Origin of the sequence: Bradyrhizobium sp. Mp19, assembly GCF_029952935.1 — a bacterium.
GTDB classification, from domain to species: Bacteria; Pseudomonadota; Alphaproteobacteria; order Rhizobiales; family Xanthobacteraceae; genus Bradyrhizobium; species Bradyrhizobium elkanii.
The window spans coordinates 39,111-64,842 of the sequence record NZ_JASAUT010000013.1 but is presented as its reverse complement, the minus strand read 5'-3'; the positions used below and the strand labels follow the sequence as shown (position 1 = coordinate 64,842).

The 25,732-nt window shown below is 64.5% G+C and carries 27 protein-coding genes, 1 tRNA gene and 1 pseudogene; 16 read left to right on the top strand and 13 right to left on the bottom strand.

Annotated elements, in window-relative coordinates; translation table 11 throughout:
- A pseudogene (locus QJT82_RS17165) lies at positions 1-1,584 on the top strand (cation acetate symporter).
- Between the two features lie 213 nt (positions 1,585-1,797).
- Here the strand turns inward: QJT82_RS17165 and glmU are convergent.
- Positions 1,798-3,156, bottom strand: coding sequence for a bifunctional UDP-N-acetylglucosamine diphosphorylase/glucosamine-1-phosphate N-acetyltransferase GlmU (gene glmU, locus QJT82_RS17160; RefSeq protein WP_028340715.1), 1,359 nt, complete (start codon positions 3,154-3,156; stop codon positions 1,798-1,800).
- A 183-nt stretch (positions 3,157-3,339) separates the two neighbouring features.
- On the opposite strand from glmU, the gene QJT82_RS17155 reads away from it, so the two are divergent.
- Complete coding sequence (locus QJT82_RS17155) at positions 3,340-4,722, top strand: hypothetical protein (protein WP_028340716.1); 1,383 nt, start codon at positions 3,340-3,342, stop codon at positions 4,720-4,722.
- A gap of 94 nt (positions 4,723-4,816) precedes the next feature.
- Positions 4,817-5,197 (top strand): hypothetical protein, encoded by a 381-nt coding sequence (locus QJT82_RS17150; RefSeq protein WP_018271584.1) that lies wholly within the window; start codon positions 4,817-4,819, stop codon positions 5,195-5,197.
- Here the strand turns inward: QJT82_RS17150 and QJT82_RS17145 are convergent.
- Positions 5,157-6,785 (bottom strand): beta-1,6-glucan synthase, encoded by a 1,629-nt coding sequence (locus tag QJT82_RS17145; protein ID WP_028340717.1) that lies wholly within the window; start codon positions 6,783-6,785, stop codon positions 5,157-5,159. The two genes, QJT82_RS17150 and QJT82_RS17145, sit on opposite strands and share 41 nt — an antisense overlap.
- A 245-nt stretch (positions 6,786-7,030) precedes the next feature.
- Between QJT82_RS17145 and QJT82_RS17140 the strand changes: the two genes are divergently transcribed.
- The 3 genes from QJT82_RS17140 (at position 7,031) to QJT82_RS17130 (ending at position 10,955) form a co-directional block, all read left to right on the top strand.
- Positions 7,031-7,642, top strand: coding sequence for a hypothetical protein (locus QJT82_RS17140; protein WP_028340718.1), 612 nt, complete (start codon positions 7,031-7,033; stop codon positions 7,640-7,642).
- Positions 7,643-7,835: 193 nt separating this feature from the next.
- Entirely contained in the window at positions 7,836-10,685 is a 2,850-nt protein-coding gene (locus tag QJT82_RS17135; RefSeq protein WP_028340719.1) for a glycosyltransferase, read from the top strand.
- 194 nt (positions 10,686-10,879) lie between these two features.
- Positions 10,880-10,955: transfer RNA gene (locus QJT82_RS17130), tRNA-Lys, on the top strand.
- Between the two features lie 46 nt (positions 10,956-11,001).
- Here QJT82_RS17130 and QJT82_RS17125 read toward each other — a convergent pair.
- Positions 11,002-11,358, bottom strand: coding sequence for a hypothetical protein (locus QJT82_RS17125; RefSeq protein ID WP_155258491.1), 357 nt, complete (start codon positions 11,356-11,358; stop codon positions 11,002-11,004).
- Positions 11,359-11,598: 240 nt separating this feature from the next.
- Here QJT82_RS17125 and QJT82_RS17120 point away from each other — a divergent pair, with 240 nt between their 5' ends.
- Positions 11,599-11,730 carry a hypothetical protein gene (locus QJT82_RS17120; RefSeq protein WP_259243485.1) on the top strand — a complete coding sequence of 44 codons (132 nt, stop codon included), beginning with the start codon at positions 11,599-11,601 and terminating at the stop codon, positions 11,728-11,730.
- Positions 11,731-12,096: 366 nt separating this feature from the next.
- On the opposite strand, the gene QJT82_RS17115 is transcribed toward QJT82_RS17120, so the two are convergent.
- The 6 genes from QJT82_RS17115 to QJT82_RS17090 all read right to left on the bottom strand — a co-directional run bounded on the left by QJT82_RS17115 (position 12,097) and on the right by QJT82_RS17090 (position 15,336).
- Positions 12,097-12,402: a hypothetical protein gene (locus QJT82_RS17115; protein ID WP_281446651.1), complete on the bottom strand. Its 306-nt coding sequence runs from the start codon at positions 12,400-12,402 to the stop codon at positions 12,097-12,099.
- Between the two features lie 76 nt (positions 12,403-12,478).
- Positions 12,479-13,384 (bottom strand): ribonuclease Z, encoded by a 906-nt coding sequence (locus tag QJT82_RS17110; RefSeq protein WP_028340722.1) that lies wholly within the window; start codon positions 13,382-13,384, stop codon positions 12,479-12,481.
- 215 nt (positions 13,385-13,599) lie between these two features.
- A complete protein-coding gene (locus tag QJT82_RS17105) occupies positions 13,600-13,794 on the bottom strand; it encodes a hypothetical protein (RefSeq protein ID WP_016846119.1) in 195 nt (64 codons plus the stop codon).
- Positions 13,795-14,319: 525 nt separating this feature from the next.
- Positions 14,320-14,790 carry a hypothetical protein gene (locus QJT82_RS17100; protein WP_245288713.1) on the bottom strand — a complete coding sequence of 157 codons (471 nt, stop codon included), beginning with the start codon at positions 14,788-14,790 and terminating at the stop codon, positions 14,320-14,322.
- A 35-nt stretch (positions 14,791-14,825) separates the two neighbouring features.
- The gene (locus QJT82_RS17095) at positions 14,826-14,987 is read right to left on the bottom strand and encodes a hypothetical protein (RefSeq protein WP_196238157.1); all 162 of its coding nucleotides are present in this window, start codon (positions 14,985-14,987) and stop codon (positions 14,826-14,828) included.
- An 88-nt stretch (positions 14,988-15,075) separates the two neighbouring features.
- A complete protein-coding gene (locus QJT82_RS17090; RefSeq protein ID WP_028340725.1) occupies positions 15,076-15,336 on the bottom strand; it encodes a DUF3551 domain-containing protein in 261 nt (86 codons plus the stop codon).
- A gap of 341 nt (positions 15,337-15,677) precedes the next feature.
- Here QJT82_RS17090 and QJT82_RS17085 point away from each other — a divergent pair, with 341 nt between their 5' ends.
- Positions 15,678-16,469, top strand: coding sequence for a hypothetical protein (locus tag QJT82_RS17085; protein WP_028340726.1), 792 nt, complete (start codon positions 15,678-15,680; stop codon positions 16,467-16,469).
- A gap of 155 nt (positions 16,470-16,624) precedes the next feature.
- On the opposite strand, the gene QJT82_RS17080 is transcribed toward QJT82_RS17085, so the two are convergent.
- Positions 16,625-17,476 (bottom strand): 3-hydroxybutyryl-CoA dehydrogenase, encoded by an 852-nt coding sequence (locus QJT82_RS17080; protein ID WP_018271573.1) that lies wholly within the window; start codon positions 17,474-17,476, stop codon positions 16,625-16,627.
- A 935-nt stretch (positions 17,477-18,411) separates the two neighbouring features.
- Here QJT82_RS17080 and QJT82_RS17075 point away from each other — a divergent pair.
- The 6 genes from QJT82_RS17075 (at position 18,412) to QJT82_RS17050 (ending at position 22,390) form a co-directional block, all read left to right on the top strand.
- On the top strand, positions 18,412-18,627 hold the full coding sequence (locus QJT82_RS17075) for a hypothetical protein (RefSeq protein ID WP_028340727.1): 216 nt from the start codon (positions 18,412-18,414) through the stop codon (positions 18,625-18,627).
- Between the two features lie 128 nt (positions 18,628-18,755).
- Positions 18,756-19,013 carry a hypothetical protein gene (locus QJT82_RS17070; RefSeq protein ID WP_028340728.1) on the top strand — a complete coding sequence of 86 codons (258 nt, stop codon included), beginning with the start codon at positions 18,756-18,758 and terminating at the stop codon, positions 19,011-19,013.
- A gap of 304 nt (positions 19,014-19,317) precedes the next feature.
- The gene (locus QJT82_RS17065) at positions 19,318-20,607 is read left to right on the top strand and encodes a hemolysin family protein (protein WP_028340729.1); all 1,290 of its coding nucleotides are present in this window, start codon (positions 19,318-19,320) and stop codon (positions 20,605-20,607) included.
- A 132-nt stretch (positions 20,608-20,739) separates the two neighbouring features.
- Positions 20,740-21,339, top strand: coding sequence for a formyltransferase family protein (locus QJT82_RS17060; RefSeq protein WP_028340730.1), 600 nt, complete (start codon positions 20,740-20,742; stop codon positions 21,337-21,339).
- Positions 21,340-21,531: 192 nt separating this feature from the next.
- Positions 21,532-21,891 (top strand): hypothetical protein, encoded by a 360-nt coding sequence (locus QJT82_RS17055; protein WP_245288714.1) that lies wholly within the window; start codon positions 21,532-21,534, stop codon positions 21,889-21,891.
- A gap of 67 nt (positions 21,892-21,958) precedes the next feature.
- The gene (locus tag QJT82_RS17050; RefSeq protein ID WP_245288715.1) at positions 21,959-22,390 is read left to right on the top strand and encodes a hypothetical protein; all 432 of its coding nucleotides are present in this window, start codon (positions 21,959-21,961) and stop codon (positions 22,388-22,390) included.
- A 70-nt stretch (positions 22,391-22,460) separates the two neighbouring features.
- Here QJT82_RS17050 and QJT82_RS17045 read toward each other — a convergent pair whose 3' ends face one another.
- A complete protein-coding gene (locus QJT82_RS17045) occupies positions 22,461-22,859 on the bottom strand; it encodes a RidA family protein (RefSeq protein WP_028340732.1) in 399 nt (132 codons plus the stop codon).
- Positions 22,860-23,091: 232 nt separating this feature from the next.
- Here QJT82_RS17045 and QJT82_RS17040 point away from each other — a divergent pair, with 232 nt between their 5' ends.
- Positions 23,092-23,967 carry a DMT family transporter gene (locus tag QJT82_RS17040; RefSeq protein WP_028340733.1) on the top strand — a complete coding sequence of 292 codons (876 nt, stop codon included), beginning with the start codon at positions 23,092-23,094 and terminating at the stop codon, positions 23,965-23,967.
- Between the two features lie 87 nt (positions 23,968-24,054).
- On the opposite strand, the gene QJT82_RS17035 is transcribed toward QJT82_RS17040, so the two are convergent.
- Both QJT82_RS17035 and cysK read right to left on the bottom strand, forming a co-directional pair.
- Positions 24,055-24,294 (bottom strand): BrnA antitoxin family protein, encoded by a 240-nt coding sequence (locus QJT82_RS17035; protein WP_028340734.1) that lies wholly within the window; start codon positions 24,292-24,294, stop codon positions 24,055-24,057.
- A gap of 18 nt (positions 24,295-24,312) precedes the next feature.
- On the bottom strand, positions 24,313-25,287 hold the full coding sequence (gene cysK, locus QJT82_RS17030) for a cysteine synthase A (protein WP_028340735.1): 975 nt from the start codon (positions 25,285-25,287) through the stop codon (positions 24,313-24,315).
- A 226-nt stretch (positions 25,288-25,513) separates the two neighbouring features.
- Here cysK and QJT82_RS17025 point away from each other — a divergent pair, with 226 nt between their 5' ends.
- Complete coding sequence (locus QJT82_RS17025; RefSeq protein WP_028332087.1) at positions 25,514-25,729, top strand: hypothetical protein; 216 nt, start codon at positions 25,514-25,516, stop codon at positions 25,727-25,729.
- Positions 25,730-25,732: the final 3 nt, after the last annotated feature.

Sequence of the window (25,732 nt, the reverse complement as noted above, 5' to 3'; positions counted from 1 at the left end):
ATGGGCAGCAGCACGCTTTCGATCGGGTTCTTCTTCGCCTTCATGGCGTTGACGCTGGCGATCACCTATTGGGCTGCGCGGCGCACGCGCACCACCGAGCACTTCTTTGCCGCCGGCGGCCAGGTCACGCCGTGGCAGAACGGCTGGGCACTCGCGGGAGACTTCCTGAGCGCCGCGGCCCTGCTCGGAATTGCCGGCATCGTCACCTCGAACGGCTTCGACGGCATGATCTATTCGATCGGGTGGCTGGTCGGCTGGCCGATCATTCTGTTCCTGATCGTCGAACCATTGCGCAATGTCGGCCGTTTCACCTTCGCCGACGTCGTGGCCTATCGCCTGCGCCAGCGCCCGGTGCGCCTCGCCGGCGCCATCGGTACACTTGCCGTGATCCTGTTCTACCTGATCGCCCAGATGGTCGCGACAGGATCGCTGATCAAACTGCTGTTCGGCCTGCCCTACACCTGGTCGGTCATCGTCGTCGGCAGCGTGATGCTGGTCTATGTGCTGTTCGGCGGCATGTTGGCGACGACCTGGGTGCAGGTGGTCAAGGCTGTGCTGCTGATGGGCGGCGGCATCCTGCTCGCCCTCCTCGTGTTGACCCATTTCGACATGAACCCGCTGAAGCTGTTCGCCGCGGCGTCCGAGAAATACGGCACCAAGGTGCTGCAGCCGGGATCGAAGGTGGTCTCGGGTCAATGGGATGCCATCTCGCTCGGGCTCGGACTGATGTTCGGAACCGCCGCGATGCCGCATGTGCTGATGCGGGCCTAGACGGTGAAGGATTCCAAAGCCGCACGGCTGTCGATCCTCTATGCCACCGGCCTGATCGGCGTCTTTCATCTCATGGTCTTCATCATCGGCTTCGGCGCCATGGTGCTGGTCGGCGCCGAGGCGGTGGCCAAGGCCGGCGGCGGCGGCAACATGGCGGCGCCCCTGCTCGCACTCACCGTCGGCGGCAACGCGTTCTTCGGCTTCATCTGCGCGGTCGCGTTCGCGACCATGCTTGCCGTCGTCGCGGGGCTGACGCTGTCGGGCGTCGCCACGCTCTGCCACGACGTCTGGACCAATGTGATCAGGAGCGGCACCGCTTCGGAAGCCGAGCAGCTCAAGGTCGCGCGGGTCGCGACCGTCCTGATTTCCATCCTCGCCATCGGTCTGGGCATCGCGTTCGAAGGCCAGAACGTTGCCTTCATGGCGGGACTTGCGTTCTCGATCGCCTGCGCCGCCAACTTCCCTTCGCTGGTGCTCGCCATCACCTGGCGCCGCTTCACGACGCCTGCTGCCGTGGCGAGCATCCTCGTCGGCACACTGAGCTCGCTGGTGCTGATCTATCTGTCCCCGACCATCCAGGTCGACATTCTCGGCAAGCCGCTCGCCGCGGTCGAGCATCAATGGTGGTTCGTGTCGCTGCGCAATCCCGCGATCATCAGCATGCCGCTATCCTTTGCGGTCGCGATCCTGCTGTCGCTGGTCACACAGGAGAAGAACGCAAACCTCGCCTTTGACGAGATGCAGCGGCGCATCCTGCTCGGACCTGTCCAGCAGAACCTCGACGATCAGGGCCAGGCGAAGAATGCGGCATGAACCGGGGCACGGGGGACGCAGACGTATGTCTCACTGACCGTTCCACCTATTCGGTGTCGTCCCTGCGAAAGCAGGGACCCATAACCGCCGATGGTTATTGTTTCACGATGCTGGAACGACGAGTCCCGTTCACAACGCCGGCCGCGGAGTATGGGTCCCTGCTTTCGCAGGGACGACAACTTCGTGGAGACTCGGAATCACGTCGCGAGAAGGTCACTTCCCCTTCGCGGCCTTCTCCTTCAGCTTCGCCGTGCGGTAGCGCGCGGCGCCGCCTTCGCGGATGGACTGCTCGCTGCGCTCGAGCGCCATCGCATCGTCGGGAACATCCTTGGTGATCACCGAGCCCGAGCCGATATAGGCGCCCTTGCCGATCGTGACCGGCGCGACCAGCGACGTATTGGTGCCGATGAAGGCGCCCTCGCCGATCAGCGTCTTGTGCTTGAGGAAGCCGTCATAGTTGCAGGTGATGGTGCCGGCACCGAGGTTGGAATTGGCACCGACATGGGCGTCGCCGACATAGGAGAGATGGTTGACCTTGACGCCGGCCTCCAGCCTCGAACCCTTGGTCTCGACGAAATTGCCGATCTTCACGCCGTCGCCGAGCGAAGTGCCGGGCCGCAGCCGCGCGTAGGGTCCGAGCTCCACCTTCTTGCCGAGCGTGGACTGGGTGATGTGCGAGAAGGAATGGATCACGGCGCCGTCGTCGATCGACACGCCGGGACCGATCACCACGAATGGCTCGATCGTGACGTCCTTGCCGAATTTGGTGTCGGCGGCGAGATAGATCGTCTCCGGCGCGATCAGGGTCACGCCGGCCTCGAGCGCCTGCTTGCGCAGCCGCGCCTGCATCACGGCCTCGGCCTCGGCGAGCTGCGCCTTGGTGTTGATGCCGCGCACTTCGTCTTCGCTGGTCTCGATCACGACGGCCTCCAGTCCGAGTTCCCTGACGATGCCGACGGCATCGGTCAGATAATATTCGCCCTTGGCGTTGGCGTTGCCGATCTTCTCGATGATCGCGAGCGCCTTCTTGCCGTCGAACGCCATCACGCCGGCATTGCACAGCGTGATCTTGCGCTCTTCGGCACTGGCATCGGCCTGCTCGCGGATCGCAACCAGCTTGCCGTTCTCGACCACCAGCCGGCCGTAGCCGGTCGGGTCGGCGGCACGGAAGCCGAGCACCGCAAGGGCCGCGCCGCCGCGCAGCGGCGCGCGCATACGGGCAAAGGTCTCGGCCGAGATCAGCGGCGTATCGCCGAATGCGATCAAGAGGTCGTCGGCGCCGCGGGCGATCGCCTCGCGCGCCGCCAGCACCGCATGCGCGGTGCCGAGCCGTTCGCGCTGCACGAAGGTCTGCGCGTCGGGCCGCACCCGCCGCGCTTCGGCGGCGACCGCCTCATGGTCCGGGCCGATCACGACCGCCAGCTGCGATCCCTCGCCGGAGGCCGCGGCGTCGAGCACGTGCGCCAGCAGCGGCTGCCCGGCCACCGGGTGCAGCACCTTCGGCAGCGACGAGCGCATCCGCGTGCCCTCGCCAGCCGCAAGCACCACTGTCAGGCTCGTTCGCGCAGTCATTCGCAATCCTCGATGTCGCGCGCAGTTCGCTGCGCAAAGCTTTCTTCGAGGCCGTCTTTAATTGTTTTCCCCGGCAGAAGAAACCGATTCGCCTCCGTAGCGCTCCGGATTCAAGTTCCCGGTCCATTTCCTGTTAATCTTTGCCTCGTGATTCGGCGGGCCTTGAGGAGGGCCAAGCGGGCTTTGGCCAAAGATCGCGACAATCTGGCGGCGGAATTCGACAGCGAGAGCACCACCGGCTTTTTGGCCGAGGAGGAAGCTCTGGATCGCCGCATGCTGTGGCGGCTCGGCTCGTGGGGCGTTGCCGCGGTCGGCGCCGTCACCGTCGCGGTGATGGCCAACCAGTCGGCGCTGACGCTGCGGCGCGACCAGGTCGCCGCCGCGGACATTGCACGACAGGCCCAGCAGTTGCAGACGCTGGCGAAGGAGAGCCACAACGAGACGCGCCGGCTGGCGTCCGCGATCGATACGCTCAACGGCGACCGCGACCGGCTGTATTCGCGCGTCACCACGCTGGAGCAGGGTCTCGACTCCGTGACCGGCGCGATCGCCAGGCAGCCGCCGGCACCAGCGGCGGCACCATCGCCCTTGGCGGCGGCGTCCGGTGCCTCGCCCGCAACCGCCAGCTCGTCCCCCGCAGCCTCCGCGCCAACCGTTGCCGCTGTCGCAACGACGACGCCGGTCGCATTGGACAAGCCGGCGGCGATCGACAAGCTGCCCGCAGCCGGCGACAGCAAGGCGACTGGGCCGCTCGAGATGCCGGTTGCGGCGGCCGAAAAGCCGGCAACGGCCGACAAGAAACCGGCACTCGCGGCCGCCAAGCCGCAGGCCGCCGCAGAGAAGCGGCCAGCCTCCGACAATTCGCCGCCGAATTCCGCGTCCGCCGCATCGATCGCCAGTCCGATGAGCGCCGCGGCGGCCAGCGCCGAGGATGGACCCGCTGCGCCGGCGCCGATCGCGGACAAGCCGCCTGCCGACAAGCCGGTCCTGGCATCGCTCGATCCTGCGGCGAACAAGGCAACCGAAGCGGTCAAGCCGCCGACCGCCAACGATGTCACCGCCGCACCGATCCCTCCGCTGGTGATCACAGCGGATCCGGACTCCGAGGACGATGCGCCGCAGGCACAGATCCACCGCACCGAGTTCGGCGTCGATCTCGGCACGGCCAATTCGGTCAATGGTCTGCGCGCGCTGTGGCGCGGCCTATTGAAGTCGAAGGCCAACGCGCCGCTGGCGGCGCTGCGGCCGATCATCGTGATCAAGGAGAACAGCAACGGGCTCGGCATGCAGTTGCGCCTGGTGGCGGGACCGCTGAACGACGCCGGCACCGCCGCCAGGATCTGCGCGGGCCTCAGCCTGGTGCAGCGGACCTGCGAGACGGCGATCTATGACGGACAGCGGCTGGCCCTCAACGAGCCGCCCGCCGGAGCCAAGCCGGCGCCATCGCATCGGCGGGCCGTGCCGAAGCGCGCCGTCGCACCACCGCCATTGCCGCAGCCGGTCGCCGAGGACAAAAAGCCGGAGCCGACCACGATCTCCTCGATGTTCCGGCGGAACAGCCAATAATCATGTCAGCCAAGGGATTGCGGCCGGATTTTCAACCGATTTCGATGCTCCGACCGAGCTTGTCCCGCAACCCGATCCCGACCATAGTGCCGCGATGACAAAACCTCCGTTCCGCCTCTCCCCGTATCAGGTCCAGTTCCTGATGGTCGTGGGCTTCGTCACCGTCGGCTACGCGCTCTACGTGCGCTATCTAGCAATCGAGTTCTCTCCCGTTGCGCTGGCCTGCGACGCCGGCACGCAGACCATGCTCTGCAAGGCTCGCGCGCTGTCGACCGTACTGTTCAAGAACTCGGTGTTCGGGATCACCGCGCTGGTAATCGCGGTGCTCAACCTGACGCGGCCGTCGATCGTGCTGCTCACCGTCGGCTTGATCGCTGCGGGGCTCGGGATCGTGCTCTACAACGTCGTGCTGTCGGGGCTTGCGATCGGGCTGTTTATCCTGGGTTTTGCGCGGCCCGCGCCCGCCACAGCGTAGCGGCAAGCAAAAGGTACATCACGCAGGTCCAGTCCGACTGCCAGTTGATCGTACCCTCATTGTAGACCGTGTAGAGGGCGGCAATCGCCAACAGGCCGGCGAATACGGATTCCGCGAGCGGCCGGATGCCTTCCTTCGGGCGATTGAGCATGGTCAGCAGCGCGAATGGCACCACCGCCATGGTCAGCGAGGCATACGGGAAATCGCGGTAGCGCGGATCGAAGGTGAAGCCGAGCGCAGTTTCGGCAGCAATCACCGTGGTGATGATCAGCACAATCGCCAGCACCGCGCCGATCACGCCCTTGCCGCGATAGTCGCGCGGCCCGACCAGCTCCAGGAAGGTCGGCAGCGATCGCCCGGCGATCAGCGCATGCGCCGTCAGCAGTGGCGCGGCAATGCCCGCCGCGAGCAGCACGCCCCAATGCAGCCAGCCGCCGACGCCGTAGCTCTCGTAATACATCTTGTCGCCGGCAATCCCGAGCAGCGCCCCCGCCGTCGTCGCCGAAATGGCGACCGCGATCCAGGCCGACGGCCGCGGCGTCCAGGGCCGGCGGCGCAGCGTCAGCCAGGCCGCGAGGAAGGTGGCGACGGACAGCGCCATGCCGCCCGCCATCTGCAGCTTCCAGTCCGGATAGTTCGTGATAGCAACGCCGGGCGGATATTTCACCTGCCGCTTGACCGAATCGAACAGGCCCCAATTGCCGCCGACCGTGCCCTCGAGCTTGCGCTTCCAGGGCTGGTCGTAGGCCTCGATCAGGTTGACCCGAAAGCCCTCGCGCTTGGCGAGGTCGAGGATCTCGGACACCACCCGCGCCTGGTTGGTGCGCGACGGCAATGCGCCCTCCCGCATCCGCCCCTGGCTCGGCCAGCCGGTCTCGCCGATCAGGATCTCCTTGCCGGGGAATGTCACCGCCATCCGCTTGCGGATATCGTCGACATGCGCCGCGGCGTACTTCGCCTTGACCGGGATGTCCTCCCAATACGGCAGGATGTGAATGGTGACGAAATCGACCGCGTCATAAATCTCGCGGTTCTTCACCCAGTATTCCCAGACGTCGGCATAGGTGACGGGAAGATTGCCCGCCGCCGCCTTCACCGCGCGGATGTTGCCGGCAAGATCGTTGGCGGTCATCTCGCCGCGCAGCAGCACCTCGTTGCCGACGATCAGCGAGGTGACGACGCCGGGATACTCCTTGGCGAGCCGGACCGCGATCGCGATCTGCTGCAAATTCTTGAAGCGGTTGCTGCTGAGCCAGATGCCCTGCATCACCTTCAGCCCGGCCTTGGCCGCAACGCCGGGGACCTGGTCGAGGCCGTTCTCGATCGAATAGGTACGCACGCAGTCGGTGACCTTGGCGAGATCGGTCAGATCCTGCTCGATCTGCTCGACTGGAATCTGCGTGGTGGGATCCAACGGCGTCTGCGCGCCGCGAAACGGCGTGTAGGACACGCATTGCAGCTTTGCAGCAGGATCGATCGGCGCGCGCACGAGCGTAATCGGCGTGGCGAGCCACCACCACACGGATGCAATCACGGCGAGCGAGATCAGGAGAAGCGCCAGCGGCGTACGAAGCGAAATCGGTTCCATCCTCCGGGGGACCGTCGAATTAGCCGGTCACAGCCCATCTGCCAAGAGCGGGATTAGGTCAATACCATGGTTGTCCTGCGACAGTTTTGCGCTGGGTCGATAAAGTTGTGAGTTTGCTGGACAAAATACCAAATTCCAGTCATGGGATTCCGCCAGAGTCTCCGCCGCACTGGAGACCTATTTGGACGGCATCACGCGAGCCGTTAGGATGATCCCGCGGGGGCAGGAACATTATCGGGGAATACATGCGTCGACGGCTGCTTGAGTTGAAGAACACTGCTTTGCGCCACCTTGCCGTAACCGGCCTTGTCACATGCCTTGCGCTCCTGACCGGGGCCGGCGGCGCTTTCGCCCAGAGCGGCACGCCCAATCCGCCCGACCAGGCCAAGCAGCAGCCTGGACAGGCCGACGCGAACGCCAATGCGGCGCGGGAGGCCAACCAGCGCAAGGTCGAGGAATTCGTCGAGGCCCAGCAGGCGATCAACGGCCCGGCCGGCAACCCGGAATGCGTCTGGCTCGGCCGGCGCGTCGTCCGCCTAATGTGGAACGACGACCTCGACACCGCGTTCCGCCATCTCGACCTCTACGATCGGTTCGGCTGCCCCGGCGGCCACGTCCAGGCGGCGTTCCGCTGCCTGACCCGGTTCGGCGCCCAGATCGACGACAAGGTCCGCGGCAGCCTCGACGGCCGCATCCACGCCTGCTGGATCAACCCGGGCGCGCAACCCCAGGCCGCGGCGGCCGCCGCGGCTCCGACCCCGGCGCCGGCGACGGCCGGCACCGCCGCACCGGCACCGGCAGCGTCGCCCTCGCCTGCACCGAGCCCGTCGGCATCACCTGCGCCGGCGTCGAAATAGTCGTATCCCGCGACCGGGTCCGGCCGCGATTTTTTTCGCGGCTGGAACGGCTTGCGCCCTTAAAACGCCATCGCGGCACACCAGTTGTTAAATCGGATGGCGGAGATATCTTTCCCTCCGCCGTCGAATTGGTCGAACCCAGGGGACGGGTTCGCTTAGTCCTCAATCTCAGGCCCCGTATGGTTTAACCGCGATGCGCGCCGTCGTCGCCGTCCTGTTGCTTGTCACCGCCGCCCACGCCGCCATGTGGGGTCTCTTCCAGGAGAAGCAGTCGGCGCCCGATTTCCGTGGCACGCTGCCGAGCCTGTCCTACGCCCCGTTCGAGTCGGCTCACACGGTCGCTGACGTTGCCGCCGACACCGAGAAGGTGCGCACCGACCTGAAGAAGCTCTCCACGCTCACCAAAGCGGTCCGCCTCTATTCGTCGACGGAAGGCAACGAGCTGGTGCCGCCGGTTGCCGCCGAGTTCGGCATGAAGGTCACGGTTGGCGCGTGGATCGACAAGGACGCCAACCGCAACAACCGCGAGATCGAAGCCGCGATCAACCTGGCCAAGCGCAACAGCAACGTCATCGGCATCGTGGTCGGCAACGAAACCGTGTTCCGCGGCGAACAGGTGCCGCTGGAAAACCTTGGCTCGGTTCCGGAGATCGGCGTGCCGCCCGAGGAGTCCGAGCGCATCCTTCGCGAGGAAGCGCAGCGCCTTCACGACGCGGAAATGCAGCCGGATGAAAGCGGCAGCAGTGGCTTGAGCAAGCGCGCTGAAGCGATCAAGTGGGCAGTCGCCGAAAACAACGTGCACCGGCTGATCAAGGTGATCCAGCGGGTCAAGAAGTCGGTCAACGTTCCCGTCACGACCGGTGAAATCTGGAACATCTGGCGCGACCACCCGCAGCTTGCCAACTCGTCCGACTTCGTCGCCGCGCACGTGCTGCCCTACTGGGAAAACTTCACCGACAAGCAGGCGGTGGACCAGGCGGTCGACCGCTACAATTTGTTGCGCGACTCCTTCCCCGGCAAACGCATCCTGATCGCCGAATTCGGCTGGCCGAGCCAGGGCTACAATCTGCGCAGCGCCGTTCCCGGCCCGTTCCAGCAGGCCACCGTGCTGCGCAACTTCGTCACCCGCGCCGAAGCCATCGGCATGGACTACAACATCGTCGAGGCGATCGATCAGCCGTGGAAGTTCTTCGAAGGCGGCGTCGGACCCTACTGGGGCATCCTCAATGCCGACCGCGAGCCGAAGTTCGCCTGGACCGGTCCGGTTACCGATCCGAACTACTGGAAGATCGCGCTGGTCGCCGTGCTGGTCGGACTGTTCATGTCGCTGCCGATCCTGCGGTTGGACCAGCCGACCGTGATGCAGGCGCTGCTGCTGTCGGCGGCCGCCAACGGCGTCGGCGCGTGGGTCGCGACGGTGTTCTCCTACTGGACCACGCACTACTTCGTCTGGGGTTCGGCCTTCGCGCTCAGCCTCGGCCTGGTGCTGCTGGCTCCGCTGGTCCTGATCGCGATGGCGCGGATCGAGGAGATCGCGGCGGTGGCGTTCGGCCGCGGCCCGCGCCGGCTGATCGGCAAGAGCGCGCCGCTTGCGCCCGCCACGATCGGCGAGAACGTGAAGTTTCCGAAGGTCTCGATCCACATCCCGGCCTATTTCGAGCCGGTCGAGATGCTGAAGCAGACGCTCGATGCGGTGTCGCGGCTCGACTATCCGAACTTCGAGTGCGTCTGCATCATCAACAACACGCCCGATCCCGACTTCTGGCGGCCGATCCAGGACCACTGCCGGCTGCTCGGCGAGCGCTTCAAGTTCATCAATGCCGAGAAGGTGCAGGGCTTCAAGGCCGGCGCGCTGCGCATCGCGATGGACCGCACCGCGGCGGATGCCGAGATCATCGGCATCATCGATGCCGACTATGTCGTGCATCCGGACTGGCTGAAGGATCTCGTGCCGGCGTTCGCCGATCCGCGCGTCGGCCTCGTGCAGGCGCCGCAGGAGCATCGCGACGGCGATCGCTCGCTGATGCACTACATCATGAACGGCGAATATGCCGGGTTCTTCGACATCGGCATGGTCCAGCGCAACGAGTTCAACGCCATCATCGTGCACGGCACGATGTGCCTGATCCGCCGCGCCGCGATGGACAAGGCCGGCGGCTGGTCCTCTGACACGATCTGCGAGGACACCGATCTCGGCCTCTCGATCCAGCAGCAGGGCTGGCTCACGCACTACACCAATGTTCGTTACGGCGAAGGCCTGCTGCCCGACACCTACGAGGCCTTCAAGAAGCAGCGCCATCGCTGGGCCTATGGCGGCTTCCAGATTGTCAAGAAGCACTGGCGGCGCTTCCTGCCCGGCGCCAGCCGGCTGACGCCTGATCAGCGCCGCGAGTTCTCGCTGGGCTGGCTCAACTGGCTCGGGGCCGAGAGCCTCGGCGTCGTGGTGGCGATCCTCAATCTGATCTGGGTGCCGATCGTCGCCTTCGCCGACATCGCGATCCCCGACAAGATTTTGACGCTGCCGATCATCGCATCCTTCATCGTCTCGCTGGTGCATTTCGTCGCGCTCTACCGGCTGCGCGTGAACATCAAGGCCGGGCAGATGCTCGGGGCCATGATCGCGGCGATGAGCGTGCAGTGGACGGTGTCGCGCGCGGTGGCGCAGGGCCTGATCACCGAGCATCTCGCGTTCGCCCGCACCTCCAAGGGCGGCCTGTCGCGGATGTCGATCGAGTTTCAGGCGTTCTGGGAAGCCGTGATCGGCGTGTTGCTGCTGATCGGCGCCGTCGTGCTGGTCGTCACCAATGGCTACAAGCAGGTGCGCGAGATCTACATCTTCGCCGGCGTCCTGGTGCTGCAGAGCCTGCCATTCCTGGCGGCGGTCTCCATCGCGATCCTGGAGAATTCGCGGATCAACGAGTTCGCATTCTGGCGCAACAGCGCGATCCGCACCGCGGAACTGATCGGGTTGCGCCCGGTCAGCCTGCCCTCGGTCGCCGCCCCGTCGCAGCCGGTCGGCTCGGAAATCCGCCGTGACAACTAGCGGCGGATCTAGCCGACTTCAAGAAACGGCCCTAACCGCAGGCGCCGGAACGGCAAATCCGGCGCAGCGGTGCACAATTGACCGCCCCTCGGCTATTGACCCGATGGGCCCTGCCCCCTACACAGCGCGGGCTGGAGCACGATCCCGAGATGCGGGTTAATCCGCTGACGTCCGGATCCGCTGTTCAGGTGAGTGAGCGCGTAGCTCAGGCGGTAGAGCACGTGACTTTTAATCATGGGGTCGAGGGTTCGAGTCCCTCCGCGCTCACCAAACAAATTCAGATACTGAAGCCAGAAATACAGCCTCCAAGCCGGTTTCAAAGTTTCGTCTTGCACATGCGTTGCACACAGTAGTGCGGGCAATGACGATAGCCCTCATGGTGCTCGGCGCAGCTGCCGCAGGCGCCGGTGCTATTCATGGCCGCGCGGGCCCTGGCGCCGGCTCTTCTTCTTAATTTTGTGTGAACCAAGCCACAGTTGTTCAGCGTGATCTTTAGTAGGTTTTCGGCGCTGGGGATTTCAGGGCCCAGAGGCTGGAAGAACAGGGCGCCGCCGGGACAAACCATTTCGGGCCCGGCGGCGTAATTTTTCGGAATGGTCACCGCAACCCCGATGCTCGGATCAGATGCATTCGGACGCCAACGGCTCGTTGCTCTCCCTGTCGCGGTCATCATGCTCGGCGTCGCCCACGTCGAGCCCGCCTCCGGTTCTCCGGACCGGTCGGCGGCGGGTGTATTGCGGCATAAGCCTTGCTCTTTAGGTGGCGCAGGGAATTTCAGTGTCCCGGTTCAGGAACAAGCTGTCGCCGGATGTGTCTTTTGGAGACGGCCAGCTGGATTCATTGGGAGGTATCGTTGAGATACGCAGCGCCCCTACCGTCAAGGTTTATCGTTCGGAGAGGAAGCACCGACTGGATGGTCTATGATCGAGAGCTCAAGGGGCCAGCGCAGTTGAAGAAAGACGGCCGCTTCGCCGAGAAGCTGACGAAGGAACAGGCCGAACACATCAAGCAGGCCTTGACGGACGCCCTGAAGCCCGAGCCATAGGCAGAGCTAGCTCGAATACCCCGATCGGTGGCGACACAAACCACGAACAGATGACATCTGTGTTACCTCGTAAGGTATATGAACAGAGTTGGGCAAAGCGAACGAGGCGCGGCAAAACCGCGGCGCATCAGTGGAGCAAATTAGGCCGTTGCGGAATTCAGCTTTGACTACCGGCCATTTAGTCGAGCCACCGCGCGTCGCCGCGGAGGAACGATCAGTGAACAGCTCAAAGGCATAGCGGAAGCCGCCCGCGCCGGCGAAGACCACCTGCGCACCAAGGGGAGCGCAAACGCAGGATGCCGAAAGCGCACGAAGGTCAGCGGGCAATTCGGAGCGAACATTCGGAGCGCTGCGAGAGTTCAGCCATCAAGCCAACGGCAATTCGCCCTGACCGCCTGTCCAGTCGATGATGTCGATCTGAAGTCCGCGCTTCAGCATCTCTGCCTCGAGACTGCCGGCATGCCGTTTCCATTCGGGCGTTGCGCGGACGCGGAATCTTGGATCTTCGCCGGCCGCCTCGAATTGGTCGTCGGCCTTGAGCGCACCGCGGACGGCTTCATACATCATCTTCAGGCTGGCGTCGGTGAAGGCGCCGTAATCCATCGGTCGTCTCCCTTGGCACTGTGACACGCAAAAGGCCGCCACGTAGTCACTCGTGGCGGCCTTCTGCAAGCGGCCCATCCAGACGGCCTGGGATGACGTTGCGTGAGTCGGGTTAATGAAACGTTGTTCGTGCGGCGGCGCGCACTCAGATCGCGATGCGATCGAAGTCGACGGCTATCCGGCTGTTCGAGAAAATCCTCGTCGCTTCCGCCAGAATGTCCTCGTCCGGGTAGCGGCCGGAGATGTGCGTGAGGATGAGCTGCTTGACCCCGCTCCGCGCCGCGAGCGCGGCGGCTTCGCTGGCGGTCAAATGTCCGTAGTCGCGCGCGATGGCTGCGTCACGCTCGAGAAACGTCGCTTCGATCACCAGCAGGTCGGCGTCCCCGACGTGTTCGGCGAGGCCCTCGGTGGTTTCGGCATCACCGACGATGACGAGCTTCCTTCGCCCCTGGGTGGGACCAAGCACCAGTTCCGGATCGATGGTGCGACCGTCGTCCAACTTCACCTGCCGTCCCTCCGCCAGCTCCCGCCGAACGGGCCCATCGGGCACGCGCAGCGCGAGGAGCCGGTCCGGGAGGAGATGCCGGCGCATCGCGCTCTGAAAGGAGAAAGCGAAGCTGTCCGTATCCCGGTGGCGGACCGGAAAGCAATCGATGGTGAATTCGCCGGCGTCGAGGACTCGCCCCTCGCTCAACGGCACCAGATCAAGCGGGATCGGCGCTCTGCCCTCGCCCCAAAGGCCTGCCAGCATGCGGACGACGACGTCGAGCGTGCCGGGTCCGGCATGAATCGTCATCGCATCCGAGCTTTGCCGCAACCGGAGGGTCGAAAACAGCCCGGGGATACCGAGCACATGATCGAAATGCCCGTGGGTCAGCAGCAGGCGATCAAGCCGTCGAAAGCCGGCGCCACTCCGCAGCAGCTGGCGCTGCGTTCCCTCGCCGCAATCGACCAGAATACGACTGCCGGCTGCCTCGACGAGGATGCCCGGGTGATTGCGCTCGGGAGACGGCACACTTGCCGAGGTTCCCAGAAAAGTCAGCGAGAACATCGCAGCACCTCGCCTTCCGACTGCCGACGGCGCCATGCCGCCGAGACCGCGCAATCTGATGGCAGCGTCGCCCGGTGTGTTCAAGCATTTCGATGCCGACGGCGTGGGACCAAAGCGTCCCGAAGTCGGCGGCTTAAAGGGCAAGCCGCATCTGCGCCATCGGGATCGGTTGTCATGACCGGCGCACGCGGCGCCCTTGTCACGCCCTCAACCGGTCACAGCCTCAAACATCGAAACAGCTGCGCGAGCGCGGTGTTGGCGGATTGCGCGCGCCGTTCGACGATTTCGGCCGCAGCGGCATAATTGCGCGCCAGGATCTGAAGCGCTCGGCGAGCATCCGGCAGCGTGGATTGCTCCGCCATCTCCAGGCACTGATGCTCGAAATATCTGAGCTCCTCAAGTTCGGTCATTCGCGAATCGTCCGATCGGTTCCTGCATTTTCGAACTCAGTGCGCCGGCGACCTAGTGAAAGTTTGGCAAGTTTGTTGCGGGGGTCGGGCAATCTGGTCGGAGTGTTTCTGGACGCATGATTTGATAGTCACCGCTCCGTGACCGATGCGAGGGTGAGCTGCGCGGATCGACAAGCGCGTGCAATCGTTTCACAATGCGGCTGTCTCGCTTGGCGAGCTTTGGAACATGCGCGGTTGATGCGGTATCGAATTGGCTTTGTTGGACCGATGAGGAAACGCGATTGGGCTTTCGTGGCGGCCTGTGTGGCAGGCGCACTGCTGTTCGGCGTCTGGAGTTTCCAGATGGGTATCGCGTTTCATCGATCCCAGCACGGCGCGACCGACCTCTCCAGTTCGCACCGGCGGAGCCAGGACGGCGCTTCCGCGCGCAGCCCGGCCCGGCTCCAGGCGGATGACGGCGATCAGCAGGCCGGACAGCCGCGATAGGCGCCGCGATCGCGTTCGTCACCACCACATCGCGTCGAACTAGGCCCACGCCAAGCTTGCCATGCCGGCGGCGCCATCGTCATCTATCTTGGCATGGGTGAGCCGCCTGCGGCGCGTGCTGTCCTTGGCACGACGGTGACGAACGCCAAATCTGTGCAGCGCCATCGGCACATGCCGCATCACGCCGCGGACGAGATCGATGGCCTGCCTGACAACGGCCACAACCGTCGCAACGCGAGTAAAGAAGCCGATCAGGAAGATCATTGAGAAGATGTCGATATAGGCCAGCACATCGCCAACAAGCATCAACTCGGGAGGGAGCGGAATCCGGTGCCAATAGGCGCCGATCACGATGGCAACCGGGATCAGCGCGATCAGCTTCCGTAACGTCAGCCGATCGAGCAAGGCGGCGAGCTCAACGACCAGGATCTGCCACAGCCAATCGCCAAGCGCGGCCGGCTTGTCGATCGTCCAAGTTTGCCATGACCGCTGCCACAAACGCTGCCACATCGCCGCTCCGCCTCCCCTTGCGCGCATGACCTGCGCTACGGCTTCGACGACGCCTCGCCGCTGCCCTCGTCTGCGGCGCCTTGCGCATCAGCCGGATCGGCCGATGGAAAGATGCGCTCATAGTTCGCACGCGCCTCGCGGATCAGACGCGCGCGCTCGCGTTCGGACTTCGAGATGAACCTGATGATCTCGCCCATGTTCGCTCCAAGGCAAAAAAAATGATCCGACCGTCAGCTATGCAACCATCGTGCCCGACGGTCGCTTGGCCCGACCTCCTCACACCGCTCAGCGGAACGCCCGCGGTGCCATCCGCTGCTGGCTGAAGGCAACGCGCGGATTGATGCCGCAATAGGCGTCACGGCCCGAGGCGGATGCCTGGCACTGCTGATAGGTCTGGTAGCCGCAATAGCCGGGATATCCCTCCTGCCGGCCCTGGATGCACCAGGGATACTCATAGGGATCGGCCGCCGCAGGCGACGCGGAACCGACAATCCAGCTCGTTCCGAGCGCCGCGAACGCCAGAATTGCCCAATTCGTCCTGCGCATGATCGTGTTTCCTTGCTCAATCGGCACCCAGCCGCTGATCTAGGTACGCCGGCACGATCTGCGAGGTTTCCGGGGACCGCCTCAAGAAGCTGTGACGATCGTTCAAAGCCCGCTCGCGGCACGGTGAGCACCGGCTGACCGGTCATCGGCCCTCGCGGCCTCCACACCCCGCTGGCCCGCTGCCCGCCGGGCCATCCCAGCGCATGTAGTTAACCGACGCCTAATCGGGGATACGCGGTTGAAATGTACGACTTAAGCGCGCCGCAAGGCGGCTGCCCTAGTCTCCCGCGCGGCTCAATGGACGACGACACCCGGAGAGGCTCGTCGCACGGGGGATAATCATGCGCAGCGCGCTCATTGCTTCAATGATCCTGTCACTTGCGGTCGGGCCGGCCGTTGCCGGACCACGAACGTCGGGGCCGTCCGAGGCGGCACCGGGCAGCGTCGAGAAATATCGCGGCTACGTCTTCGATCTATCCGAGAACGCCGACCGCAAGGACGTCACCAGCATCGCCGATATGGTCCGCCGCCAGCTCGACGTCGTGGAAACCGCAGGCTTCAGCCCGAAGGTGCTGCAGTTCTTCCATCGCGTGCCGATCGTTGCCAGCGAGATGGCGTGTCTCGACGAAGGCGCGGCAGCGGCCTGCTATGGCCTGACGCCACCGGAATGGGACCGCGGCACGACGCGCGACGTCACCATCTGGGATCACGACAAGCAGCAATGGACCAATTCGGATCCGCTCGCGCTTGCGCTCGATTCCGGCATCGGCATCATCAGGATGCGTCCGAACATGATGCGCTACGCGAAGGAGCCGGTACTGCTGCACGAATTCCTTCATGCCTATCACGCCCGGCTGATGCCGAACGGCTATGAGAACAAGGGCATCAAGGCCTTCCTCAGCCAGGCGAAGTCGAAGGAGCTGTTCGCCAAGGAGGCCTACGCGCTGAAGAACCAGCAGGAGTTCTTCGCGGTGACAGCGAGCATCTTCCTGGCCGGCAAGGATTCCGAGCACGAACCCTATACGCGCGCCACGCTGAAGGAGAAGATGCCGGACTACTACAAGTATCTCGTCGGCCTGTTCGGCGCCGATCCCGAGGAAACCAGCATCACGCCGGTCGCATCGGCCGACTGAGTCCGGTATCCCACAAAAAACGAGGCCCGGTGTGCCTAGGAGACCGGGCCTCGTTTCTGATGTCCCCCGCCTCGTGGCGGATCAGGTCTTGTCGATACGCGACCTTGTCCGCGCGATCCATCCCGGATGATTACGGGGTCAGGCGCGCGCCGGCCTCACTTGCTGTAGCTGTAGAACCCCTGCCCGGTCTTGCGGCCGAGATGGCCGGCATCGACCATCTCCTTCAGCAGCGGCGCCGGCCGGTATTTGGGGTCGTTGAAGCCGGTGTAGAACACCTCCATCACCGACAGCATGGTGTCGAGCCCGATCAGATCGGCAAGCGCGAGCGGGCCGATCGGATGATTGCAGCCGAGCTTCATGCCGGCATCGATCTCCTCGGCGGTCGCAATGCCTTCCTGCAGCGCGAAGATCGCCTCGTTGATCATCGGGCACAGGATGCGGTTCACCGCGAAGCCGGGGCTGTTCTTCGCCGTGATCGCCACCTTGCCGACCCGCTTGGCGAAGGCTTCGGCCTTGGCGACGGTGTCGTCGGAGGTCTGCAAGCCCCGGATCAATTCGAGCAGCGCCATCACCGGCACCGGATTGAAGAAATGCATCCCGATGAAGCGGTCGGGACGATCGGTCGAGGCCGCAAGGCGAGTGATCGAGATCGAGGAGGTGTTGGTTGCGACCAGCGCGCTCGGCTTCAGCCCCGCACAGAGATCCTTCAGGATCTTGATCTTCAGCTCCTCGTTCTCGGTCGCGGCTTCGATCACGAGATCGCAGGCGGCGAGCTTGGCCTTGTCGGTGGTCGCGTTGATGCGCCCGAGCGTCGCGTCGCGGTCGGCCGCGGTCATCTTCTCCTTGGCGACCAGCCGATCGAGACTGCTTCCGACCGTCTTCAGGCCGCGCTGGACCGCCGCGTCGGAGATATCCACCATGGTCACGCCGAGGCCTGCTGCCGCGCAGATCTGCGCGATGCCGTTGCCCATGGTCCCGGCGCCGATAATGCCAACCGTCTCAATCATCGCATTCGTCCCTCGTCGCTTGCGCGGCCGCGCGGCCGCATCGTCAAAAACGGCGGACCGGAGGGGTCCGCGGATGGCGCATGAATAGCAGTCCGGCCGCGCGGCCGATACAGCGGAAGCCGGTATTCCGGTGGGGTCTATTCGGGGCGCGGCGGGACAGGTCGCCGTGGCGGAACGGCTGGCCGCGGCGGCAATTGGGTGCGCGGTGGTTCGGCGGCGCGCGACGGTTCGAGCACGCGGTTAAGTCGTACAATCCACCAGGCCAGCTGTCCGTAGCTGCGGCGCAGCGCCGATCCGAATCCCTCGTCGATGTCCTGATCACGATCCATACCCCTATCATTAACGTGCATCCTTGAAGGAACGGTGAGCGCCATCACGCGCAGCGCCGGCAATCGTTAGCAACCTGGCAACCATCCACGCGCAGGCTGTACGCGGGTGCCGGTAGTCTCCCGGATTGCACCGGGAAGTCTCCGCGCTGCAACATCGCGGTGCCGGTCCGACTCGCATTTTGTTGATCGAATTTTCCGCCGAGCGCCGCGACATAAGGACATTAGACGACGAGGGCTACGCCCATGCTTGCCGAGAAATTCATTCTGTTGCTCGAGACATTGCTTAACGGCCAGACCCATTCCGACGGAAGCCCCCGCGTGGTGAGCACCTCGCCCCACATTCCGGTGAAGCTTCCCGGTGGAAGCCAACCGCAAGGCAGCCTGCCTCGCTAGGCTTCTGCTGCCGGCAGGTTAGGTCGCCGCGAGATTCTCAAGGGCGTCGCAGCCACGTCGCTGCGGAATGCTGGTCGCGACATTTGTCTCCGCCAGTTTTTCCTGTCGTGACGCACGAAGCCATTTGGACGGCGCAACCCCTCGCCCGTGATCCAGCTCATAGGTGGTGAAGCCGAGCCACGCTACACCCTCCGGCAACGACGTGGTGCCGCCGTGGACGATAAGACCGACAGCAAGACCGATTTCGGAAGCATCGCCGTCGCAATCTGCGTCGCCGCCTACATCGCGATCATGCTGGCCTATCTCGCCCAATACGATCTCGGCCTGACCGCCGCGCAGACGCGCCATCTCTCGATGCTGGCAGCGCTGTTCCTCGCGCTGCCGGTCGCGCTGGATTTGCTGCGCACCGGACCCGGCGACGCTCGCTGACGCGGACACGAACGCGCCCGCCGCCGCCGATCTCCCCTGGCGCAAACACGCCTGCGCAACATAGCGCTAGGTGAAGCGACGCGAATCAGCGTTACTTTGCAACTGATCGCTTCGTGGGATTTGGCGGCATGACCCAGCCCGACGTGTTTGATCAGAAGGTTCTGGATCAGAACATTCGCGAACTGCAGGAATGGCTGCGCAGGGCCTGGCAGCAACTCGCGGACCCCTCGCTCACCGCCTTCTCCCGCCGCGAATTGCGCAACCAGATGAAGCAATGCAACGCCGATTTGCGCGTGCAACTGCAAGCCGCCTCCAAACGAATGCTGGTGCAGCCCGCCTCATCGGGCAGGACGTTCGCCAAGCCGGCGCTGCGGATCCTCGCCTAGAGCACGATCCGGAAACGTGCGAAGCGGCTTTCCCTCGCGACAAAGGCAGGGCGTTTGCGCTGAGATCATGCTCAAACAATGGGCTGAAGCGCGATGACGATTCAACCCAATCTCATCGCGCCTCAGCGTTTGTCTGGCTGTCACACATGCCAGCGCGCCAAAATGCCGCGATCTCCTGCTGCATGCTGGCCATACGCACCCTCTGCTTGTGCAGGAACGCCCGACAAGGCACAGCAAAACCGCTCCGGTATGCCTATATTGGGCGTCGTGTAGCGGCCAATGCCGCCAATGTTTAGGGACTCCCGTGTTATATCTGGAACTTGCGATCGTGGCGGTCTTGATCGTCGTCAACGGTCTGTTGTCGATGTCGGAGCTCGCGATCGTCTCCTCCCGTCCGGCGCGCCTTGCGGCGCTGGTCGAACGAGGCGTCAGCGGTTCGCGCCGCGCACTTGCACTGGCCTCCGATCCCGGCAAGTTCCTCTCCACGGTGCAGATCGGCATCACGCTGATCGGCGTGCTGTCGGGCGCCTTCTCGGGCGCAACGCTTGGTCAGCGTCTGACCCAATGGCTGCTTGAGCTCGGGGTGTCCGCAGGCATCGCCGACGCGGCCGGCGTCGGCCTCGTCGTCGGCGTGATCACCTATGCCTCGCTGATCGTCGGCGAGCTGGTGCCGAAGCAGATCGCATTGCGCGATCCCGAGTCGATCGCGGTCAAGGTCGCTCCGGCCATGACCATGATGGCGCGGCTGTCGCTGCCGCTGGTGTGGCTGCTCGACCGTTCCGGCAAGCTGCTGCTGTGGGTGCTCGGCCATCGCGAGGATGCGCAGGACCGCATCAGCGAGGACGAGATCAAGACGCTGGTGGTGGAGGCCGAGAACGCCGGTGTGCTCGAGCCCGGCGAAAAGGAGATGATCGCCGGCGTGATGCGCCTCGGCGATCTGCCGGTCGGCGCGGTGATGACGCCGCGTCACGAGGTCAGCCTGATCGACCTCGCCGCCCCCGCGGCCGAGATCCTGGCGACGCTACAAAAGAGCAGTCACTCGCGCTGCGTGGTGTTCGACGGCAACCGCGATCATGCGCTCGGCATCGTGCAGGCCAAGGACGTGCTCGACGTCTACCTCGCGGGCCAGACGCCCGACATCCGCGCGCTGACGCGCGATGCGCCGATCATTCCGGAGACCGTCGACGCCCGCGACGTGGTTGCGATCCTGCGCGACTCCAGAGTGCATATCGGCCTCGTCCACGACGAGTACGGCACCTTTCAGGGCGTCGTGACCAGCGCCGACATCCTCGAGGCCATCGTCGGCGCCTTCCACACCGAGGAAGGCCCGGCCGAGCCCGCCTATGTCCGGCGCGCCGACGGCTCCTATCTGATCTCGGGCTGGATGCCGGCGCTGGAATTCAGCGAACTGCTCGGCATCACGCTGCCATCGCCGCGGCCGTACCAGACCGCGGCCGGCTTCCTGCTGCATGAATTCGGCGCGATCCCCGATGTCGGCGCGAAAACCACAGCGCAGGGCTGGGAATTTGAGATCGTCGACCTCGACGGCCGGCGCATCGACAAGGTTTTGGCCAGCAAGCAGCCGGCGGCCTGACATTTGCCACCGGGCCGTCCTGTTGATAAGCGGCAAGACAGCGAAACAGGCGGCCGCGGTGTGCTATCGGCATAGCGGCGGCCCGAGCAATCCCCGAGTAAACCCCGAGTAAACCCCACGGAATAGATCCCCATGCGCATTACCCTTGTCGGTTCCCGCCATTTCGGCGTGACGACCCTGAACATGCTGCGCGAACACCACGTCACGCTGGTCAGGGTGGTCGTGCATGACGGCGAGGACCGGCTGGCGGCAGCGGCCAGGGCGGCCGGCATCGAGGTCGTTGTCCAGGCCGATCCCAAGCTGGTGACGGCCGCCGAGATTGCGCCGGATACCGACCTGATCGTGACCGCCCACAGCCACGCCCGGGTCAGCAGGGAGGCGCTTGCCGCGTCCAAGCTCGGCGGCATCGGCTACCACCCGTCGCTGCTGCCGCGCCACCGCGGCATCGCGGCGGTGGAATGGACCATCAAGGAAGGCGATCCGATCGCCGGCGGCAGCATCTATCACCTCGCCGACCGCATGGACGCCGGCGCGATCGCCGCGCAGGACTGGGTGTTCGTCAAGAAAGGCGAGACCGCCCGCGAGCTGTGGGAGCGCGCGCTGGCGCCGCTCGGTTTGCGTCTGCTCGCCCAGGTCATCGACTATGGCAAGGTCAACGGCGCGCTGCCGGCCAAGGTCCAGGATGAGCAGTTTGCGACCAAGGCGCCGAATCTGAGCCCTGGCAAACACTAATCCGAGCTAGAGTATATAAATACCTCGTTCGGAAAAGCCACGCTCGGATTTTCCGTTCCTGATCCGGAACCGAATTCACTATGATGTGTTTGAGTTCACAGGAACATTTGGGGACCCCGCGACGCAGCAAATTTTGAACACATTGTGACAGGATAAGCCGCGTCATCACACGAAATTACAGGGATTTGATTCATGCGTTCGATCCGCATTCGCGACCTGATTTTGGTCACTACGGTCGCCTCGGCCGCCGCCCTCACCGCTGCTCCCGTGTCCGCTCAGCAGCCTTATGACGGCCTTTGGAACGTCACCGTCGTCACCAAGACCGGCAGTTGCGAACCGTCGCAGAGCTCGACCGTGACCGTCGCTGAAGGAAAGATCTCGGCCCAGGGCGCGGCGATCTCCGGCACCGTCGGCAGCGGGGGACTTGTGCGAGTCTCGATCAATGGTGCATATGCGAACGGACAACTCAGTGGCAACTCCGGATCGGGGAAGTGGAATGGGGCATCAGCTGGCGTACCGTGCAGCGGCCGATGGGAAGCGTCCCGTCAGTAAGATCACCAGCCTATCAAGTTTCTTCGCCATCGCGCGGCGGCCAGCATTTGCAGCCGCCGCGTTTTTCGTGACCACACTCGCAAGCACCACGGGCCATGCCCAGTCCGGCCCGTTCGCCGGCATGGCAGGCACCTGGTCGGGCGCCGGCTCGGTCATGCTGGATGACGGCTCCAGCGAGCGCATCCGCTGCCGCGCCACTTATCACGTCGGTGGGCCCCGCATGACCATGAGCCTGACCTGCGCCAGCGACGCCTACAAGTTCAACCTGGCGGCCGATGTGCAGGCCGAAGGCAGCGCGGTCAGCGGCAATTGGAGCGAGTCCAGCCGCAATGTCAGCGGCTCGTTGCAGGGTCGCGGCGGCGGCGGCAACTTCCAAGTCGTTGCAAGCGCTCCCGGCTTCAATGCCGACATCTCGATGCGCACCACCGGCAACAAGCAGGCCGTTACCATCAGGGCCGACAGCCAGTTCCGCGGCGCCAGCATCGTGCTGTCGAAGTAATCGATCCGCGCTCCAACGTGCAAAGCCCTCGGGTCATCCCCGAGGGCTTTTTGTTTACTCCCCAGCGGTGCTATGCCGCAGGCACGAATGCCGTGACCTCGATCTCGACCTTGGCCCGCTGATCGACCAGCCCGCCGATATAGAGTAGCGTCGACGGCGGGAAATTATGCCCGAGCGTCTCCTTCCACGCCGCGCCGATACCGGCGCCCGCGGCCTCATATTCGCTGCGACTGGTCAGGTACCAGGTCAGGCGGACGATGTGCTCGGGGCCGGCACCGGCTTCGTTCAACAGTTTGATGATGCGCTTCAGCGCGGTGCCGACCTGGGCGGCCATGTCGGGGGCGTAGTCGCCCTTCTCGTCGCCGCCGGTCTGCCCCGCCAGCACGATCCACTTGCCGGGCGCGTCGAACGCGACACCGTGCGAGAAGCCGCGGGGTTTCGACCATTCGGCCGGTTGCAAAACACGCATGAGCAGATCCTCCTTTATGGCGTTAGTCATTCCGGGATGGCTCGCAGAGCCAGACCCGGAATCTCGAGATCCCGGGTTCGCCCGTTTCACGTGCGCCCCGGGATGACAGCGTAGTCGATGCTGCTTAGCAGAGATCACGTGGGTGACGCATCACCGCGCAGGCAGAATTGCGCGTTGCAAATTCATGGCAGCTCGCCGATACCGGGCACCCCTCCTCCGCTCGTTCCCCATCATGGATCGCACGCCCTCAAAGACCCGCGCAGCATTGTGGATGTCCGGCTGGCTCGCGCTGATGCTGATCGTGGCGGTGGCCGGCCGCGAGGCGACGCGCGAGGTCAACGTCTTCCAGCTGATGGCCGTTCGCGGCGTGCTCGGCTTCGCGATGCTCTATCCGCTGATCTACATGAATGGCGGGTTTGCGATCGTGAAGACGGCACGGGTGCACGTCCATATCGCGCGCAACCTGATCCATTTTTGCGCGCAGCTCGGCTGGTTCTTTGCGCTGACATTGATCCCGATCGGCCAGGTGGTTGCGATCGAGTTCACGATGCCGATCTGGACCGCGATCCTTGCGGCGAGCTTTCTCGGCGAGCGGATGACGGCGTGGAAGATCGTCGCGATCGTGCTTGGCCTTGTCGGCGTATTCGTGATCGTGCGGCCGGCGGCCGGCGCGATCAATCCGGGCCAGCTGATCGCGCTTGCCGCGGCGGTCGGCTTCGGCATCTCGGTCGCTGTGGTCAAGTCGCTGACGCGGACCGAGCAGACGCTGACGATCATGTTCTGGATGCTGGTGGTGCAATCGCTCGCGAGCATCGGGCCTGCCCTCTACGTTTGGACCTGGCCGCCGCTCTCGACCTGGGGCTGGCTCGTCGTGATCGCGTTCTGCGGCACCTTCTCGCACTATTGCATGGCGCGCGCCCTGCTCCACGCCGACGCGACTGTCGTGATCCCGATGGATTTCGTCCGCGTGCCGCTGACGGCGATCGCCGGCTGGCTGATCTATGCCGAAAGGCTCGACGTCTACACGGTGCTCGGCGCGGCCATGATCCTGGCGGGCAACCTCATGAACCTGAAACCAACCGCAAGGAAGCCGGCGCGCGCAAGGTGACGCCCGCGCCGTGCGCGCGTAGCGCCGCCGCGCCCTGCCAGCCAAATGCCCGGGGATCATCCCGGGCCTCCTGGTTTCGAAAGCGCGTTACTTTCCGGCGGCCTTGCGCAGCGCCGCGTTGATGCGGTCCTGCCACCCGGGGCCGCCCGCCTGGAAATACTCCAGCACGTCCTGATCGATCCGCAGCGTGACTGGCTCGCGGACGCCGGGGACAGCGACGGTCTTTGGCACCGCGTCCGCGACCTTGGTGGTGGCGCGCTTGAACGCCGCCTCGGCTTCGCTGCGGGCATCGCTCAGGGTTCGCGGTCGCCTCGGCTGGTCGGCCATATGTTGGATTCCTGTGTCTCAGATTCCTTCAAACAGTACCGTGGAGAGATAGCGCTCCGAGAATGACGGCACAATCGCCAGAATGGTTTTGCCGGCCGCTTCCGGCCGCTTGCCGATCTGCAAGGCGGCTGCGATCGCGGCGCCCGACGAGATACCGCCGGGGATGCCTTCGTTGCGCGCCAGCTCGCGCGCGGTCTCGATCGCGGTCGCGCTGTTGACCTTGACGATCTCGTCGATCACGGAGCGGTCGAGGATGTCAGGGATGAAGCCTGCGCCGATGCCCTGGATCTTGTGCGGCGTGTGCTGGCCGCCCGACAGCACCGGGCTCTCTTCCGGCTCCACCGCGACGACGCGCAATGACGGCTTGCGCGGCTTCAGCACCTGACCAACGCCGGTGATGGTGCCGCCGGTGCCGACGCCGGCGACGAAGTAATCGATGTTGCCGCCGGTGTCGTTCCAGATCTCCTCGGCGGTGGTGCGGCGATGGATCTCGGGATTGGCGAGGTTCTTGAACTGCTGCGGCATGACAGCGTTGGGCGTCGTGCGCACCAGTTCTTCCGCGGTCGCGATCGAACCCTTCATGCCCTGCGCGGCCGGCGTCAGCACAATCTCCGCGCCGAGAAAGGCGAGCATCCGCCGCCGCTCGATCGACATCGATTCCGGCATGACGAGCTTGAGCCGATAGCCGCGCGAGGCCGCGACATAGGCGAGCGCGATCCCGGTGTTGCCCGAGGTCGGCTCGATCAGCACCGTGTCGGCGTTGATGATGCCGGCCTTCTCCATCGCCACGATCATCGCCGCGCCGATGCGGTCTTTCACGCTGGCCGCTGGATTGAAGTATTCCAGCTTGGCGAGGATCGTCGCGTTGATGCTAGCCGCCTGCGGCAATCTGCGCAGCCGCACGATCGGCGTAGAGCCGATCGCATCGACGATGGAGTCAAAGACGCGGCCGCGTCCGGGTTGCACTGCACTCGTTGTCGACGGCGCGTCCATCAAGCGGCTCCTGTAGCGGGATGTGCTGAAAATATGCGGTCTTGTCTCATTAGAAGCAGCGCATCATGACGCGCAAGTGAGAAACCGCCGTGGCGCGGATTCGTTGCATCGCAAAATAAGAACCTACGCAAATTACGTAAAACCTACGCATTTGTGTTGCGACAAGGTCAAACAAATGCGTCTATATACTTTCGTCAGGTGCAGCTCAGAACGCAAAGGAGGTCACATGCCAGCTCTCGCTGAAGTTCTGTCGACCACAGCGTCCAGGCCCGATCCGCGCGGCTGCGATTTGCCGACCTGTCCGGTGTGTGCTGACTCCATGGTAGCGGCGGAAGCCTCCGCGTACCTGTTCGACAATCTGATCAGCTATCTCTGGACCTGCGACAACTGCGGTTACGGGTTCGTGACCAAGCACGCGGTGAAACCGATCGTGTGCAACTGATCA

Bases quoted from the DNA above. Each gene is read 5' to 3' on its own strand.
- glmU (WP_028340715.1), bottom strand. From the start codon at position 3,156: ATGACTGCGCGAACGAGCCTGACAGTGGTGCTTGCGGCTGGCGAGGGC.
- QJT82_RS17040 (WP_028340733.1), top strand. From the start codon at position 23,092: ATGGATCGCACGCCCTCAAAGACCCGCGCAGCATTGTGGATGTCCGGC.
- QJT82_RS17120 (WP_259243485.1), top strand. From the start codon at position 11,599: ATGGTCTATGATCGAGAGCTCAAGGGGCCAGCGCAGTTGAAGAAAGAC.
- QJT82_RS17035 (WP_028340734.1), bottom strand. From the start codon at position 24,294: ATGGCCGACCAGCCGAGGCGACCGCGAACCCTGAGCGATGCCCGCAGC.
- QJT82_RS17135 (WP_028340719.1), top strand. From the start codon at position 7,836: ATGCGCGCCGTCGTCGCCGTCCTGTTGCTTGTCACCGCCGCCCACGCC.
- QJT82_RS17140 (WP_028340718.1), top strand. From the start codon at position 7,031: ATGCGTCGACGGCTGCTTGAGTTGAAGAACACTGCTTTGCGCCACCTT.
- QJT82_RS17100 (WP_245288713.1), bottom strand. From the start codon at position 14,790: ATGTGGCAGCGTTTGTGGCAGCGGTCATGGCAAACTTGGACGATCGAC.
- QJT82_RS17150 (WP_018271584.1), top strand. From the start codon at position 4,817: ATGACAAAACCTCCGTTCCGCCTCTCCCCGTATCAGGTCCAGTTCCTG.
- QJT82_RS17045 (WP_028340732.1), bottom strand. From the start codon at position 22,859: ATGCGTGTTTTGCAACCGGCCGAATGGTCGAAACCCCGCGGCTTCTCG.
- QJT82_RS17145 (WP_028340717.1), bottom strand. From the start codon at position 6,785: ATGGAACCGATTTCGCTTCGTACGCCGCTGGCGCTTCTCCTGATCTCG.
- QJT82_RS17090 (WP_028340725.1), bottom strand. From the start codon at position 15,336: ATGCGCAGGACGAATTGGGCAATTCTGGCGTTCGCGGCGCTCGGAACG.
- QJT82_RS17055 (WP_245288714.1), top strand. From the start codon at position 21,532: ATGCGTTCGATCCGCATTCGCGACCTGATTTTGGTCACTACGGTCGCC.
- QJT82_RS17080 (WP_018271573.1), bottom strand. From the start codon at position 17,476: ATGATTGAGACGGTTGGCATTATCGGCGCCGGGACCATGGGCAACGGC.
- QJT82_RS17095 (WP_196238157.1), bottom strand. From the start codon at position 14,987: ATGGGCGAGATCATCAGGTTCATCTCGAAGTCCGAACGCGAGCGCGCG.
- QJT82_RS17110 (WP_028340722.1), bottom strand. From the start codon at position 13,384: ATGTTCTCGCTGACTTTTCTGGGAACCTCGGCAAGTGTGCCGTCTCCC.
- cysK (WP_028340735.1), bottom strand. From the start codon at position 25,287: ATGGACGCGCCGTCGACAACGAGTGCAGTGCAACCCGGACGCGGCCGC.
- QJT82_RS17070 (WP_028340728.1), top strand. From the start codon at position 18,756: ATGACCCAGCCCGACGTGTTTGATCAGAAGGTTCTGGATCAGAACATT.
- QJT82_RS17060 (WP_028340730.1), top strand. From the start codon at position 20,740: ATGCGCATTACCCTTGTCGGTTCCCGCCATTTCGGCGTGACGACCCTG.
- QJT82_RS17025 (WP_028332087.1), top strand. From the start codon at position 25,514: ATGCCAGCTCTCGCTGAAGTTCTGTCGACCACAGCGTCCAGGCCCGAT.
- QJT82_RS17085 (WP_028340726.1), top strand. From the start codon at position 15,678: ATGCGCAGCGCGCTCATTGCTTCAATGATCCTGTCACTTGCGGTCGGG.
- QJT82_RS17125 (WP_155258491.1), bottom strand. From the start codon at position 11,358: ATGATGACCGCGACAGGGAGAGCAACGAGCCGTTGGCGTCCGAATGCA.
- QJT82_RS17105 (WP_016846119.1), bottom strand. From the start codon at position 13,794: ATGACCGAACTTGAGGAGCTCAGATATTTCGAGCATCAGTGCCTGGAG.